Source organism: Paenibacillus sp. FSL A5-0031 (assembly GCF_001956295.1).
Taxonomy (GTDB): Bacteria; Bacillota; Bacilli; order Paenibacillales; family Paenibacillaceae; genus Pristimantibacillus.
This window is the reverse complement of the sequence record NZ_MRTD01000020.1, coordinates 1-16,816: the sequence shown is the minus strand read 5'-3', so window position 1 is coordinate 16,816 and position 16,816 is coordinate 1. Positions and strand designations below refer to the sequence as shown.

Annotated in this window: 11 protein-coding genes; all 11 read left to right on the top strand. The window is 42.2% G+C overall.

Annotated elements, in window-relative coordinates:
- Positions 1-49 precede the first annotated feature (49 nt).
- The 11 genes from BK120_RS27330 (at position 50) to BK120_RS27280 (ending at position 16,681) form a co-directional block, all read left to right on the top strand.
- Positions 50-1,564, top strand: a complete 1,515-nt coding sequence (locus BK120_RS27330; protein ID WP_076270682.1) for a CehA/McbA family metallohydrolase — start codon at positions 50-52, stop codon at positions 1,562-1,564.
- A 354-nt stretch (positions 1,565-1,918) separates the two neighbouring features.
- A complete protein-coding gene (locus BK120_RS27325) occupies positions 1,919-5,746 on the top strand; it encodes an S-layer homology domain-containing protein (protein ID WP_076270681.1) in 3,828 nt (1,275 codons plus the stop codon).
- A 250-nt stretch (positions 5,747-5,996) separates the two neighbouring features.
- Positions 5,997-8,189 carry an ABC transporter ATP-binding protein gene (locus BK120_RS27320; RefSeq protein ID WP_076270680.1) on the top strand — a complete coding sequence of 731 codons (2,193 nt, stop codon included), beginning with the start codon at positions 5,997-5,999 and terminating at the stop codon, positions 8,187-8,189.
- Positions 8,186-8,719 (top strand): DUF1854 domain-containing protein, encoded by a 534-nt coding sequence (locus BK120_RS27315; RefSeq protein WP_076270679.1) that lies wholly within the window; start codon positions 8,186-8,188, stop codon positions 8,717-8,719. Before BK120_RS27320 ends, BK120_RS27315 begins: the two co-directional genes overlap by 4 nt.
- A 172-nt stretch (positions 8,720-8,891) precedes the next feature.
- A complete protein-coding gene (locus BK120_RS27310; protein ID WP_076270678.1) occupies positions 8,892-9,404 on the top strand; it encodes a TlpA family protein disulfide reductase in 513 nt (170 codons plus the stop codon).
- Between the two features lie 13 nt (positions 9,405-9,417).
- A complete protein-coding gene (locus tag BK120_RS27305; RefSeq protein ID WP_076270677.1) occupies positions 9,418-10,233 on the top strand; it encodes an MBL fold metallo-hydrolase in 816 nt (271 codons plus the stop codon).
- A gap of 157 nt (positions 10,234-10,390) precedes the next feature.
- Complete coding sequence (locus BK120_RS27300) at positions 10,391-11,080, top strand: response regulator transcription factor (RefSeq protein ID WP_076270676.1); 690 nt, start codon at positions 10,391-10,393, stop codon at positions 11,078-11,080.
- Positions 11,070-12,329 (top strand): HAMP domain-containing sensor histidine kinase, encoded by a 1,260-nt coding sequence (locus BK120_RS27295; RefSeq protein WP_076270675.1) that lies wholly within the window; start codon positions 11,070-11,072, stop codon positions 12,327-12,329. The genes BK120_RS27300 and BK120_RS27295 overlap by 11 nt, the downstream gene beginning before the upstream one ends.
- Positions 12,330-12,473: 144 nt before the next feature.
- Positions 12,474-13,235: an ABC transporter ATP-binding protein gene (locus BK120_RS27290; RefSeq protein ID WP_076270674.1), complete on the top strand. Its 762-nt coding sequence runs from the start codon at positions 12,474-12,476 to the stop codon at positions 13,233-13,235.
- A gap of 1 nt (position 13,236) precedes the next feature.
- Entirely contained in the window at positions 13,237-15,579 is a 2,343-nt protein-coding gene (locus tag BK120_RS27285; RefSeq protein ID WP_076270673.1) for an FtsX-like permease family protein, read from the top strand.
- 145 nt (positions 15,580-15,724) lie between these two features.
- Positions 15,725-16,681: an alpha/beta fold hydrolase gene (locus BK120_RS27280; protein WP_076270672.1), complete on the top strand. Its 957-nt coding sequence runs from the start codon at positions 15,725-15,727 to the stop codon at positions 16,679-16,681.
- Positions 16,682-16,816: the final 135 nt, after the last annotated feature.

Genomic DNA, 16,816 nt, shown 5'->3' with positions numbered 1-16,816 from the left:
TAGTTACAGAATTACACGAATAAAAGTAGGATATGGAAGGTGAATAACCATGAATAAGGGACAAATTTCCGTTAAGCTGGAGCAGAATAACAGCTATTTTCCGATTGCGGTTGAAGAAGAGTACGACTGGCTTGCGATTCGCTTTACGTATGAGAAGGAAAATTCATGGGGAAGATTGCATTTATTCGATGCGGAGAACAATATTCGCTTCTGCTTCCTAGATGGTGGAAACGAGCGGCTGATCGTCGTTCATAAACAGGTAGAATTTACGAGTCCCATAGCGATGCCCGGTCCCATCGTTCAAGGCATATGGACGCTTGAGGTTTCAAATGAAGAGGGCAGAATGTTCGAAGCAGAATGGGAGCTTGGATATGGCGCTCTGCCGGCAGAATATGAATCAACACAGATGCAGGGTGAGCGCGAATATTGGAGCACTGGCAATTTGAATGCTGGCGTCACGATGGACAAATACGACTGGGCGAAGGTGTGGAAGATGGGGAGCCGCTATTATAAAGGCGATTTCCATACGCATACCATATTGTCCGATGGCAAAATGACGCAGCTAATGAACCGTGAGCAAGCGGTGAAGCAGGGTCTGGATTTCTTTGTAGCGACGGATCACAATGTACTGTCTACATCATGGGCGAAAGGAGATGCACTTGTCATTCCCGGCGTGGAGGTCACAGCTGGTGACGGGCATTGGAATGCACTTGGTCTAAGGAAATGGATTGATTGGAGAGCGACTGCACAAGACGGTGGCTTGACGACGCAGCAGGGAATGGACCGATTGATGAAGGAAGCAGCAGAGCTAGGAGCGGTCTGCTCCATAAATCATCCGATGCTGGCACCTTGGGCATGGCTATATGGGGAGACGCAGCTAAAGGGATTACACTCCATGGAAATATGGAATGATCCAACCTTTTCTCCGAACACTGTCGCTACAGAGAAGGCATTGCAGCTATGGACGGCAAGCTGGAATGAAGGATATCGTATTACGGGCATTGGCGGTTCTGACTCTCACATGCTGCCTACAGATAAATATGAAGATAGCCCTATTCCTTCTTTAATTGGCGACCCTTCCACGTATGTGTGGTGTGATGATTTGAGTGCCGACAACGTATTAGAAGGCGTAAAAAATGGTCATGTTTATGTGTCGCGCGGACCCGTGATTGAAGCGTCGATTCAAGTCAGTGGTCACGATTACCGATTCGGCTGTGATTTGTCTGATGCGTTTAGTTTGGGGAAAAGCGAGACTGTATCCCATGAAGTAAACTGCACATTAAGTGTAGCGAGTGATGTGTTCGCTCGAGTAACCTTAATTCACAACGGTATTGCTGAATCCGTGAAGGAAGTTTCTGCGGCGGCTGCGGGAGTAGCGCCAGTGGCGCTGGAATGGAATATACCTTGGGAAGAAGGCGCGTATAACTGGTATCGCTATGATATTCGCGATGAAGCAGGAATGCTGCTCGCCTTTACGAACCCATTCTATTACGGATCTAAGGAGCCGCAGATAACCTCTTTTAAAGAGCTCTTGGCAAGCGCGAATTTGACGCAAGTGAGTTAGAATACTTTTATCTTGTTATTTTGCCATCCTAAATTCAATAACAAAGAAGCCCGTAATGACGGTGAGTATGTAAATCACCGAATTACGGGCTTCTTTTCTAATTATCGTTTTGTCCGCGCCTATTGAGGAGGGCTAATCCCTCTAAGTATATCAATATAATTATTTCCATTTTTTAAAAATTAAATTGATATAATTGGTAAAAGAAAATATAATTTATTTTATAATATTAATTGATTTTTTTTATTAAATGTCAATTAAGAGTAGTTTTTAAGAGAAGGTTTAAATCGAATAATTTATTGGAAATGATTCAAAAGATCGTTTGATTACAACTTTATGAGGGAGTGAAAAAATCAATTGTTTTACAAACAAAGCTTTAAAAATAGTTGTTTAATTATGATGTTATTTTTCCTCATTCCATTTGGAAATATTTACGGTAATACGGACCAAATCAAAGATATTAAGGGACATGGGGCTGAAGCGGATATACAAGAATGGCTTGATAAAGGATTAATAACAGGTTATCCAGATCAAACATTTCGACCGGATAACGTAATATCTAGAGGCGAGTTTGTGGCACTTGTAAACAGGGTATTCAAATATTCGGATAAAAGCACTATTAGCTTTAAAGATTTAAAGCAGACAGACTGGGTATACATAGATGTACAAAAAGCTATTGCACAAGAATATATTAACGGATTTGAAGACAATACATTTCGCCCTAACAAACAGATAACAAGACAAGAAACTGCTGTAATACTATCAAAGATTTTAAAACTCAACGATAAAGGTGCAACAAACCTAACTCCCCTAAAAGACTCGAACCGCATACCTTCTTGGAGCAGATCGGCTATCCATAATATTTTAGATAAAGGTATTATGAGTAATTATTCAGACGGAACGTTTCAACCTCAGCGCCAAATGACTCGTGCAGAATCTGTCGTAGCTATTAAGAAAGCACTTAGCTCAAGTACGGTCATTTATAACAAACCCGGTGTCTTTGGTGAATCTTCTTTAAATATTGTTCATAGTGATGTACTCATCCAATCATCTGATGTCACTCTTAAGAACATGCATATTATGGGAGACCTCATCTTTTCTAAAGAAATCGGTGATGGCAACGCTTATATAGACCAGGTTAAAGTTGATGGTATGACTCGTATTGAAGGCGGCGGGTCAAATAGTATTCATATCAAAAATAGCCAGTTAGGAACGGTGTCTGTAAATAAGCCAGAATCAGTTGTCAGAGTTGTGGCAGAGGGAACAACAAGGATTCAACTCACACAAATTTTATCTAGCGCAATTATAGAAGAACAGAATGTTTCGGGAGAGGGTTTTGTTAATCTGCATGTTCTCCCTGAAACGAAAGAAAATAAATCGAGGAATATATCAATTGCGGGCGACTTTAACGATATCAACGTGAATGCTAGTCTCAATGCATTAACTGTTCTTTCTGGAACTATAAATAGCTTGTTTATTAAAGAGAAATTAATTATTCCAAGTATCGTCTTGAATAAGGGCGTAACTGTCCAGACACTTGATTTAAAAAGCACTTCGACGGTTTCAGGAGATGGCCAAATAAATAAGGTTATACTTTCTGAAGATGCAAAGGAATCTGTATTACCAGACGTGAAGAAGCCAACTATTCCTTTGCCTGGCGGCGGTGGAGGTGGAGGTGGAGGCCTTCCTGGCGGTGATGGTGGGAGTCCAGAGCCCGAAACTCCTACTTTATCGGTTGCTTCCATAGTTGCCGCTAATGGAAGTATTGATGTTTTGTTCAATAAGAGCTTAACAGATACTCCTAACGCATCGGATTTTATCGTGTCAAGAAAAATCAATAATGGAGCTTTTCAGAGAGTGGACATTAGTCTGGTTAAATTATTGGAGAACAAAACAACGGTTAAATTAACTATCCCATCTATTGGCAGCGTTGATCAAGATCAAGTAGTTGTGTATTCCCTATCTTATAAGAACGCAAACGTTGTGGAAGCTCAAGCCTTTACCGTCGCCAAATCAACTACAATTGTAAAAGGCTCATTATACTATTTGAAATATAACGGGACGAAGCCATTGCCTATAAATGAAATGTTAATTCATTTAACAGGAGTTAATGAAACGACAGGAATCTATAAAAGCATAACAAATAAAACCGGTAGTTATACGTTCAACAATGTATCTTCAGGTACTTATGTTATTAATATCTATATTGGCCTAACCAAATATTACACTGATGAATTCACTGTAGAAGCGGGACAAACTCTGGAGATTCCGGATATCATTATTGAGGAAGACGCTCCATTGCCATCAATAAATGAGACAACATTCTCGGATATTGGATATCTAAGTGGAAGTGTCCAATTTTTAAAAGAGAGATTCTATGTGAAAGTGGAATTGGAGAACGGGACGGAACTTAAAACAGGTCAATTGAAGTTTAATAATACTTTTGGCTTTAATCTGTTTGATTATAATCCAGGCTTGATACTGAGCGGGAATGATAAACTGTTTGTTACTCTCTATTCCGACGGAGGGTGGGAAAGTGAGCGGTTCTTGGTCAATGTTGTAGAAAGACCGAAGACCAAGTCTCCAAGTATTACAAGTGTCGTTTACGATGATACTAAATTTATTAAAGGTTCGCTTGAAGACTGGTCCAACCGAATTACTGTAACAAGAATGGATGAAACGTTGATTGGTCAGTTTTACAACCACTTAGGCAACGATTTTAGTGTGTATCTATTTGATGGTAGTGTATTAGCTGTCGGGGAAAAATTAAAAGTGTACGCGCAGGCTGATGGAAAGAGAAAGAGTGACCCTACCTACATTACAGTTATAGCACCCACGGTTGTGACAACTCCCCCTAAAATAGAGGGGATAATCTATGAGGATGCCCTATATATTAAAGGTACAGCAGAAGCTAAGTCCCTCATTGTCGTTAAACGATCCGATGGAACGGTTATTGGTGAAGGGCAAGCAAGCGAGGAGTACTACGGAAATAAATTTAGCATTCGATTATCATCACCGCCAATTGCTGGGGAAACGTTATATTTATCCGCTAAAGGGTATGAAAAAATCATTAGCGAGCTTGCATCTGTAGTCGTCGAAAATAGGCCAATTACAGCTACTCCTAAAGTAATTGGCGAAGTTTTCAGTGATTTTACTTATATTCATGCGACTGTTGTATCTAGTCCGCAAGTAAAACTATTTTTGAAAGACATGAATGGTACCATTATTTCAGAGGGGTACCTCCTTCCAGAAGGATCGATGACTTTCTGGGAACTAGATTTAATTCCAAATGCACAATACCAATTGACTGCAATTGCTCCAGAGATGAAAGAAAGTGCTCCATTTATTTTTACTGCGATTGCTCCAACGGAAATTACGTCTGTTCCTGTTATTACCGTGCCCATTTACGCGGATGCAGATTATAAATTGTCTGGAATAACGGATCCTTATGCAACGGTATACTTATATTATGAAGACGGTAAGCTTTATTACAGTGTTCCAGCTAACCAGCTAGGTGAGTTTACCTTCGTTCTGCCAACCTATCCTCCATTGTTACCTGGAGCTAAACTGATCATTAGATCCGATGCAAGAGGTAAATTAATAAGTGAAGAACTTGTCCTTACTACAACGGCACCAATTGAAAAATCTAGCCTGCCTGTGATTAATAATCAGATCTACGGATATACAAATGAAATAAAGGGTACTGCAGCTACAACTGCATTAATAAAATTATTCCATGAAGATGGTCGCCAAATCAATTCAGGCTCTTATCCCGACATGAATACTGGACGTTGGTCCATTGGATTAGTCTATACTATTCTTCGGGGTGGAGACCGAATTTATGTCATTACTGACGAGCCAGGTAAATTGCCAAGTGATCCTTACTATATCACCATACAATCTGCTCCAAAATCAAATGTACCTGTCGTCACAAGTACGGTTAATGCTCAATCCTCAAATATTCAGGGAACTTATGACGGGATGGCAGTAGTTAACCATATTCTTACAACTATTCTGCTTGTCGATGAGAACAATGAAGTAATTGGAGTGGATTGGGTTAAGAGTGATGGCACTTTCTCGCTTGATATTAGGTCCAATCATTTAATTGCAGGTCAAATTATTAGAATCATTGCAAAAGAAGGTCAAAAGGAAGCTGGCGATCCTCTAATTATTACTGTGAATTAATGCATAAGATTAAGAGTATGAAGCTAAAGTCAATATAGGGAACAATGCAGCACACCTAAACAATATCAAAACCCTACAACCGAAAGAGGTTGTGGGGTTTTGGTTTTTCTTTCTCAAAATGTGAAAGCAAAAGGGAGAGACGCAACGATGCAGAGGAAATGAGCAGTAATAAACAGCTATAGTCATTTTCCATCTTTACCCATATGGAGATATGTGAGTAAATAGGGTGGTAACGAAAGGGGGGAAGAATATGACCTTTATTAATAAGCTTCCTAAGGCGATAGAAGCACAACTTAGAGAGAAAACGCTGTTTCATGCCGTATCAGATTTAATGAATGATGGTCAGTTTGGGGAAGAATGGCTGGTACTGACTGAAAAGGAAGTATCGGTGTGGAGTTCGGATGGGATGATGGTGACTAAACTCGCATTTTCGGATATTACAGATGCCCGGGCTGTTGGCGGAGTAGGCGGCGGCTCATTGCTAGCGGATACCAAGAACGGTCCGATTATCCTTATACGCTACACAGCATCGCTTACTTCTATATTTGGATACGCATCTAAATTAATGGGTGCAGTGGCAAAAGGCGAAGAGCGGCCAACGGTTTCTGAGAAAGAATTCCCGAGAAACTGTCCAAAATGCCGCAATCCACTGCCGGACGATTCTCAAGCTTGCCCCGTTTGTAAAAACAACGGCAAGGTTCTGTTTCGAATGCTGAGCTACGCGAAGCCTTACAAGCTGCAAATGGTTGCGGCAGCGATTATGTTGATTTTCACAACATTGGTTGAGCTTATCCCGCCATTTTTGACCAAAATGATTGTGGATGATGTGCTGACTCCGAAGGATATGGGCACCACGCTTTTGTGGATTGTTATCGGCCTTGCAGCGACCTCGCTGGTAGTCACCCTCATGCAGACCGTGCGCGGTATTATTGGCGTGTGGATCGGTTCCAAATTAATGGGCGATCTTCGACACGATGTCTATAATGCCTTGATGAGATTGTCGTTATCCTTCTTTGACCGAAGACAATCCTCGCAGTTCATTGGACGGGTAAACAATGATTCAGAGGCGATGAGGCAATTTATGACCGATGGTGTCATCTGGGTCTCGGGTGAGTCACTGCGTGTCATTGCGATCTTCATCATTATGTTTAGCTTTGATTGGAAATTAACGCTGCTCGCCATGCTGCCTATGCCGCTTATGATAATTTTGTCCAGTGTATTATGGCCGATGATCGGTCGGCGGTGGTATCAGCAGTGGAGGTCTATTTTCAGATTAAATGCTTTAGTTGGCGATTCTTTGCAAGGTATTCGTGTGGTTAAAGCATTTGGTCAGGAAAAGACGGAAATGTCACGTTATACGGCAGCGAATAAGGAGCTCGTTCGGCATAATATTCGAATTGAAGGTTTGTGGCAGGGTATGTTCCCCATCTTCGCTTTAGTCGCTGGAGCAGGTACCTTATTGATTTGGTATTTTGGCGGCAAAACCGTGCTTCAGGGCAATCTATCTATCGGTACCTTGATCGCTCTAGTTACCTATTTGGGTATGCTTCTTGGACCATTGCAGTGGGTAAGCCAAATGATCAACTGGGCAACGCATGCGATTTCGGCAGCTGACCGCGTATTTGAAATTATGGATACCCCGTCTGATGTACCCGATACTGTAAACCCAGCACAGATTGGCCGCGTAAAAGGCGAGGTTGAATTCAAAAAGGTGACTTATGGATACGAAAAGCATCACCCTGTGCTCAAAAGCGTAGACTTAAAGGTAGCCGCAGGCGAGATGATCGGATTAGTCGGACATTCCGGTGCCGGAAAATCGACGTTTATTAACATGATCTGCCGATTCTATGATTCGGATGAGGGTACGATTACGATCGACGGCACGAACATCCGCAATATTAGTCAGAACGACCTGCGCAAGCAGATTGGCGTCGTGCTGCAGGAGACGTTTCTGTTTGACGGGACGATAGCAGAAAATATTGCTTACTCTAAACCGGACGCTACAGAGCTGGAAATTATGCGCGCAGCTAAAATCGCTAATGCACATGATTTCATCGTTCAGCTGCCGGATGGTTACGACACGAGAGTAGGTGAACGCGGCCATAAGCTGTCTGGTGGAGAAAAGCAGCGAGTATCTATTGCTCGTGCCATTATTCATGATCCGCGAATTCTCATTCTGGACGAAGCAACGGCCTCCGTAGATACGGTGACGGAGCGTCAAATTCAAGAAGCGATATCGCGTCTGGTGAAAGGAAGAACAACGTTTGCGATTGCCCATCGATTGTCGACTTTGCGCAATGCAGATCGGCTTGTCGTGCTGGATCACGGCAAAATTGTTGAAGTAGGAACACATGAGGAGCTTCTGGCTTCCGAGGGTGCATACTACAAGCTGGTTGAGGCGCAAAAGGAAATGTCCAAGATCAAGGGGGTAGAAAATGCATGATTGATTCCAATGATATTGGTGTTGAAATAAACACGAAGGACCCTTTTGAGATTAATCTATTGGAACCCAATGCGGTCTCATTTTCCCGCAGCCAAGGCGGCGTTTTTCAAGGCGTTGTAGAAGGAAAGGCTTATGGGGAAATCACACTCTTTCGTATATTTCCTTTCCAATACACGACCCAGTATATATCCGTCCGTGATGCCAAGAGTGAAGAAATCGGCGTTATTCAGGATATTGAGCAGCTTGATAAAGAAAGCCGAACCGAAATGGATAAAGAGCTGAAGCTTCGGTATTTCCTTCCGCTTGTAACTCATATTGATTCCATTAAGCAAAAAGCCGACATGTGGATTTGGGAGCTGCAAACGAATTTGGGACCGACCCGCATCGTCATGCGAAACTTGCATGAGCATATGCAATACCCGAGTGATAATCGCATTATTCTTACTGACATCAACGGCAAAAGATGCGAGGTTCGTGATTGGAAGAAGTTAGACGGCCACAGTCGCGGTCAGTTGAAGGATGTCTTATAAGGCAACGAATATCGTGCTGTCTCTCTTTTTTAAAAAAGAGGGCAGCACTTTTGTATTGTCTTATGTTGCTCGTGTAGAAAAAAAGTAGATTGCATGTGAAAATCATCGTAAGATAGACTGAATATCCACTTTAAACCAACAGCCCTATGATCAATGGAAGGAACATGTGTAAATGAACAAAATAGTTAAAATAACGACAGGCACAATTATTGTTGCGGCGTTTAGCTTGATGGTCTATCTTGGGTATAGCTATCTCAACAAACTCAAAACCGAATTATCCAGTATCGCCTTGTCGGAGCTCAGTACAGGGGAAGAAGTGGCGGTTGATTTTGCGGAGAAACCAACGGTTTTATCCATCTTTACTTCATGGTGCCCTTATTGTAATGAGGATGCCCCAAAAATGGTCGCTTTGCATGAAAAGTATAAGGATAAAATTAATGTATACGGTATAAATGTTACGAATCGTGATGAATTATCAGAGGTAAAAAACTATGTGGAGCAGCATCAAATTACATACCCGGTCCTCCTGGATAAAACGGGGGATGTATACAAGTACTATGGTGGAGATGGCTTCCCAGCTCTGTGCTTTGTGAATACGGACGGGGAAATCATTGATTACATTATCGGATCGCTTGACCAAGATGAAATAGAAGCTTCGTTTAAGAAGCTTCTCGGCGAGACCTAAAGGAGAGATACTTTTGATTCAATACAAAAATGAACAGGTAACCGTGTTCCAAAGTGAGTTATATCAAACGACAGCGACGGTCATTCAGACGGAGGAAATGGTACTCATCGTAGATCCGAACTGGCTTGCGGGAGAAGTTGAGGCGATAAAAGAGTATGTAAATGAGATCAAAGGTGATCGAGCTCTGTATCTATTATTTACTCACGGAGATTTCGATCATATTATTGGTTATCAAGCGTTCCCTAATGCCACAACCATTGGCAGTACCGGGCTGCAGAATCATCCGCAAAAAGAAGAGAAGCTTGAAATGATTCGAGAGTTTGATCGTAAAAACTATATTGTAAGAAATTATCCTATCGCATTCCCAAACCTTGATATCATAATTAAAGAGGATGGACAACAGCTGCACGTAGGAGATACGACAATGACTTTCTATTTTGCGCCGGGTCATACGGAGGATGGATTAATAACGATCGTGGAGCCGTTAGGAATCATGATTGCAGGAGATTATTTATCCGATTTCGAGCTGCCTTTTATTTATCAAAGTGCGAAGGCGTATAATCATACCCTTGAGAAGGCTGGCCGTATCTTTGCAACGCATTCGGTTCACTTGCTTATACCGGGTCACGGAAAAGCGACAGCCGACTCGTCAGAGATGAAGAGACGTTTGGCTAGGGCATCGGATTATTTAAACCGCCTTTGTGAGGCAGTTATGGCAAATAACGAGACTGCTCTTGCTGCGCTTTACCGTGAGCATGCCTTCTTATCCACCTTTACGGAATATTGCCACAAGGAAAATGTATCGATTATACAACGTGAATATCAGTAATATTATAATCAACGAACATTAAAACACCCTAACGAGGAGCCGCTTGCGTGCTGCGCGATAGGGTGTTTTTGGTTTATTTACGTTTAAACTTCCTTTTTCATAGTATATTATGGAAGTGACTAATGTTTACTATTCTATCAACTAACGGAGAACGCATATGAACTATGATTGCTTAATTGTGGATGACGAGACGGTTCTTGCAGAAACGACGAGTGAATATTTTAATATGTTTGAGGTCAAATCAGCGTACGTGACAAGTGCGGAGGAATGTGAGCTCTTTTTACGGGAAAATGAAACGTCGCTTATCCTGCTCGACATTAATCTTGGTCATACTTCTGGGTTTGATTTGTGCAAGAAGCTCAGACAAACGACAAAAATTCCGATTCTGTTTATTAGCGCTCGGTCTAGTGATAACGATATTCTTATAGCCCTTAACATAGGCGGCGACGATTATATACAGAAGCCTTATACGCTTAGTGTGCTGCTTGCTAAAGTGAAGGCTGTCCTCAAAAGATACGGGAATCAAAGCCCCTCCGAAATGCTGGAGTTTGGTGAAGTAAAAATTGATTGCAATCTTTGCCGCGTTCGTGTGAACGGTGTAGATATGAAGCTCAAAACGATGGAATTTAAATTGCTCTGTTACTTGGCGAAAAATAAAAACAGAGTCGTTTCAAAAGAAGAGTTGTTTGACAAGGTATGGGGTGACTCCTTTGCCGGAGATGGAACTCTTAATGTACATATTCGCCACTTGCGCGAGAAAGTCGAACCGAATCCCAACCAGCCGCAATATATTAAAACGGTATGGGGGACGGGATACGTCCTGGAAGATAACAGTTATGAGAATTAAATGGCTGTTCATCACTATCCTCTTTGTATTTGCAACAGGAAGTGCAGCTTCTTGGCTCGTTATGAATAGCAAGACGGATACCGAAGTGGATATGGTAGCTATAAATGAGGTGTTAAAAAAGCTTGAGAGCCACTGGGGGCAAATCGATCAAGCGGATTTCAGCACGATAAAGCAGCCATTCAGCGTTATCGATACTCATGGCCAAGTACGCTTTCAAACATTCGAGGGGCAATCTCCTACCATTAATGAAGCAATTAAAAACAGAGATACGATAACAGATGTCGTGGTAGAGGGTACTTTAGTTGGCAAGCTTATTGTGCTAAACGATGATAAAAAAGTAATTCAGCAAATGAAACGGCAGCTTATTATCGTGCTCTTTATCACTTTTACCATGTTTGCAATGCTAAGTGTCATCTATGTTTTGTTTTTAAATTATAAGGTTTTCAAACCATTTCATAAGCTGCAAAGCTTTGCAGTTAACGTGGCGAGAGGGAATCTGGATATTCCTTTGAAAATGAGTCAAAACAACCCGTTTGGCGCTTTTACAGAAAGCTTCGACATTATGCGCGAGGAACTGGCTCTAGCAAGGCAAAGTGAATATGAGGCAAACCGCAGCAAGAAGGAGCTTGTAGCCAGCTTAAGTCATGACATTAAGACACCAGTCGCCTCGATTAAAGCGGTGAGCGAATTGATGCTGCTTCGAGCTGACGATGAGAAAGTAACGAAGCAATTAACGACGATTTATTCAAAGGCAGAGCAGATTAACCTATTGGTGAGCGATATGTTTACGGCGACTTTAGAGGAACTTAATGAGTTGAAAGTAACGGTGACGGAGGAAGAAAGCAGCGTTTTAAACGGTATTATCGCTAACGTGAATTATGATGATCAAATCAGCTTTGCGCCTGTTCCTGCATGCCTAATCTTAACGGATGTATCGCGTTTACAGCAGGTATTTGATAATATTTTGAGCAATTCTTATAAGTATGCGGGCACCTCAGTTACCATTTTATCCGCAATAAAACACACCTATTTAGAAATAAGCATTATGGATTATGGAAAAGGTATTCATCCGGACGAGTTGCCGCTCTTGTTCAATAAATTTTATCGAGGAAATAATGCAGAGGGACGAAGTGGATCAGGGCTTGGGCTATACATATCCGAGTACTTGATGCAAAGCATGCAGGGCGATATAACTTGCCATAACCGTGAAGATGGTTTTAGTGTAACGTTAAAAATTAAGTTAGCTTAAAGAATTAAGAATTGGCTAAGAATTGAACAAAGCTTAACTAAGAATTGGTTTTGTATGATAGGACTGTAAGCTACATTACAGTCTTTTTTGCTTGGGGCTAGAGCGAAGCAATCATACAACTGCAGGATAAAGGAGATTTAAATTATGCCAAGCCAAATGTTAAGAACCGAAAAATTGTGCAAAACGTTCTCAAGCGGGGGAAATCAGCAGCATGTGCTAAAAAACCTCGACATTAGTTTAATGGAGGGTGACTTTACCGTTATTATGGGAAGCTCGGGCTCGGGCAAATCGACCCTGCTCTATGCGCTTTCTGGAATGGATAAACCGACATTAGGCGAAATCTATTTTGAGGAGAAAAAGATTTCGAAGCTAAATAACGATCAGCTGGCGATTTTTCGAAGGAACAATTGCGGCTTTGTATTCCAAAAGGTTTATTTGCTCGACAATATGAGCGTGCTGGATAATGCGCTGGCAAGCGGTCTGCTTGTTAGCAAAAACAAGCGGGCTATCGTAGCCAAAGCAAAAAAACTGCTTGCCCAAGTGGGATTAAATGAAACCTCATGGGGCAAATTTCCGGAGCAGCTCTCCGGAGGAGAGGCGCAGCGTGCTGGCATCGTGCGCGCGTTGATCAATGATCCCAAAATTGTGTTTGCAGATGAACCAACCGGCGCGCTTAATTCCGCTGCAAGCGACAGTGTGCTGGATGTCATGACGGAGGTTAATAAGAGCGGACAAAGCATTGTTATGGTTACACATGATATGAAAACCGCGTTAAGAGGGAATAGAATACTTTACCTGCGTGATGGCGTTATTTTCGGGGATTTGCAGCTTAGTCCGTTCCATGTGGAAAACAACCATAAACGGCATGAGCAGCTAAAAGCTTTTTTGGCTGAAATGGGGTGGTGAGATGAACATTGTCAACCTAGCCTGGGCCAACATCAGAAAAGGCAAAAGCGCGGCATTTTCCCTTTTTATTTTGATATTTATCGCAGCGCTGCTGCTTAATGTGGGAATGACGGTTATTTTCAAAATCAATACGTTTTTTGATGATAAGGTGGCGGAACTACAAGATCCTCACTTGAACATCATCACGGACAGTGCAAGCTATACAAATGCCAAGGGCGACTTTTTGAAAAACTATTCTGATGTGAGTGAGTTTGAGCTCGAAAACATCGTGTTGATGAGTTCAGCCAAATTTCGTTATGGGGATAGTGACATGAGCCATGGCGCTGTTATCCTTAATGCGGATACTGACCGCACGATTGCGCCATTAAAACTAATTGAGCATATAGCCTTGAGCTCTGAGCCGGATATATACCTCCCTTACAGCTTTAAAGTAAGCGGCGGGTATAAGCTGGCTGACAGCTTCGTCTTTACCTATCAGGACAAGGAATATCGTTACCGGGTTGCAGGTTTTTTTGAGACAACGATGCTTGGCACCACCAACATAACGCTGATGAAATATTTTTTGCCGGATACGGAATATGAGCAGCTGCTCAGCCAGCTCAGCCCCAAAGAGGAAGGCACCTTCATATCTGCCAAGTTAAAAAACAGCGAGCAATCGATTCAACTGCTTAAAGATTACGAAGAGCAATTTCCCTTTTCCCATAATGAGGCAAGCTCCTTTTATTCTTCATTAGACGTTATGACGATGAAGGGCATAAGTACGATGACGATCAATCTGGTCGCTATGATTATGGTTGCTTTTGCGGCGGTTATTGTTGTGGTGTCATTGCTTGTTATTAAGTTCCGTGTCACTAATAGTATTGAGGATGGCCTTGTTAATATTGGTGTTCTGAAAGCAGTGGGCTATACGAGCCAGCAAATTATTTTATCTATTATGATGCAGTTTATGATTATTACCTTATTGGCAAGCATTATGGGGGTGGCGGTCACTTACACCGTTATGCCTGTATTCGGAGGCATTATTTCTACGCTGTCTGGACTGCTATGGAATCAAAGCTTTAATGCTGTAATTAATCTAGCCAGTATTCTAATTGTAGTTGTACTGGTCGTAACTGTAACCCTTCTCGCTTCAATTCGTATTAGAAAGCTGCATCCAATAGCGGCGCTGCGGGGAGGCATTGTGACACATAGCTTTAAGAAAAACCGTTTCCCTCTAGATCAAGCCAAGGGTGGATTAAGCTTTGTGCTTGCTTGCAAAACCATCGTGATGAACATCAGGCAGAACATTATGATCACTTTTATCGTTGCCGCCGTTACCTTTGCCTCTGTTTTTGCTATCGTTCTTTATTACAATATAGCAACAGATAAAACAGCGTTTATTCACCTCGTTGGTGCAGAAACCTCGAATGTCAATGTTCAGGCTAAAGAGGACGTAGATAGTGAGGCGCTGTTTGCATCCATTAAGCAAATGGATGGTGTTGAAAAAACGGTATTGCTGGACTATTTAATAGCGAAAGTTGACGATAAACCGTTTGCTATGACGATTTCGGATGATTACAGCGGGTTGGAAAACCAAATGGTGTATGAGGGACGATATCCGCAATACGATAACGAAATTGTCGTTTCGTGGGCAGTATCGCAGCTGCTTGAAAAAAACATAGGCGATACGGTCAAAGTAGATATAGGGGAAGGAAGTTATTCTTTTTTAATTACCGGTCTGAGTCAGTCTATTAGCAATATGGGGCAAATTTCATCTGTCACTTTGGAAGGTGTTCGGCACCTCATTCCGGATTATACAGCCAAGATGCTCAACGTTTATTTAAATGGTGTCGATAATGCGAGCTTTATCAAAAATAGTAAAGTACAATACGGAAGCTCAGTAGAGGAATTCGTTGATGTAGATGAGACGATAAACAGCCAAAGCAGCGTCTATATTTCCGCGGTGTTTGCTGTTATGGTGCTTGTTCTCGCGATTACTGTATTGGTGGTCGTTCTCATTCTTTATCTTGTTATTAAAACGATGATTCTCAAGCGCAAGAGGGAGCTCGGAATATTTAAAGCAACAGGATATACGACGAGCCAGCTAATGACGCAAATCATGCTCAGCTTTGTACCAATTGTCATTATAGGGGTTGTTATTGGCGGTGTGCTGGGCAGCCTTTATACCAATTCCATGCTGACCTTGCTGCTCTCTGGAGCGGGAATTCACAACGTTCAGTTCATTATTAAATTGCCTCTTGTTATTGTGCTTTGTTTCGGAATTGTTATGTTGTCTTACGTTGTTTCCATTCTTGTGTCGCGGAGAATTAAAGGAATTTCCGCTTATGAATTAATTACAGAGTGAGAATAAAGATATTGCTTTAATCAAAGCTTTTGCAGGCGGCCTTTCGAGGTCGCTTTTTTGTGTTGTTGCAGGTGTCATTCGTATGCTACCATACGCTAAACGCCTACTTTAATAAATCGATTATATTTGAGAGGAATGAGTGTAAATGCCAGTAGTAGACATGCCGCTTGAGAAGTTAAAAGAGTACCAAGGAATTAATCCTCGCCCAGCTGATTTTGATGCTTATTGGGATCGTGCGATCTCTGAGATGCGTGCTGTAGATCCGCAAATTAAGCTCGTTCCAAGCTCATTCCAGACTCCGAACGCGGAATGCTTTGATCTCTACTTTACGGGCGTTCGCGGGGCTCGTATCCATGCCAAATATGTTCGGCCAAAACATATGGCAGAGCCGCATCCGGCTGTCGTATTATTCCATGGCTATACGGGAAATGCAGGCGATTGGAGTGACAAGCTGGCTTATGCCTCATTAGGCTTCTCCGTTCTAGCTATGGATTGCCGTGGTCAAGGCGGGGAGTCTGAGGATTCCGGCAATGTGAAGGGAAATACACATCAGGGTCATATTATTCGGGGATTAGATGATCATCCGGACAATCTGTTGTTCCGTCATATCTATTTGGATACTGCACAATTGGCGGGCATCGCACTGGGCTTGCCTGAGGTTGATCCAGAACGTGTTTATGCAGCTGGCGGTTCGCAGGGCGGAGCGCTTACGATTGCTTGTGCGGCGCTTGAACCGAGAGTAAAGAAGCTAGCTCCTGTTTTCCCATTCCTTTGCGATTATAAACGCACGTGGGAGATGGATTTGGCGAAGGACGCGTATCAGGAGCTTCGTACCTTCTTCCGTTATTTTGATCCGCTGCATGAGCGCGAGGATGAAATTTTTGAGAAGCTGGGTTATATCGATCTTCAATTTCTTGCAAACCGCATTCGCGGCGAAGTATTGATGTTTGTTGGCCTCATGGACACCATTTGTCCGCCTTCCACACAGTTTGCAGCTTATAACAAAATAACTTCTCCTAAGCAGTTAGCCATCTATCCGGACTTCGGGCATGAGCATTTGCCGGGTTCGTCGGATCGTACGATTCAATTTTTCTTGAACTAATAGGAATGAAATAAAGGGGCTGTCTCAAAAGTCATTTTGCGATTTTTTGAGCACTACTTAGAACTTATTTTCATCGAGAAAAAGGACCTCAAGCTCCACTATACAGTGGAATTTGAAGTCCTTTCATTTGAAAAC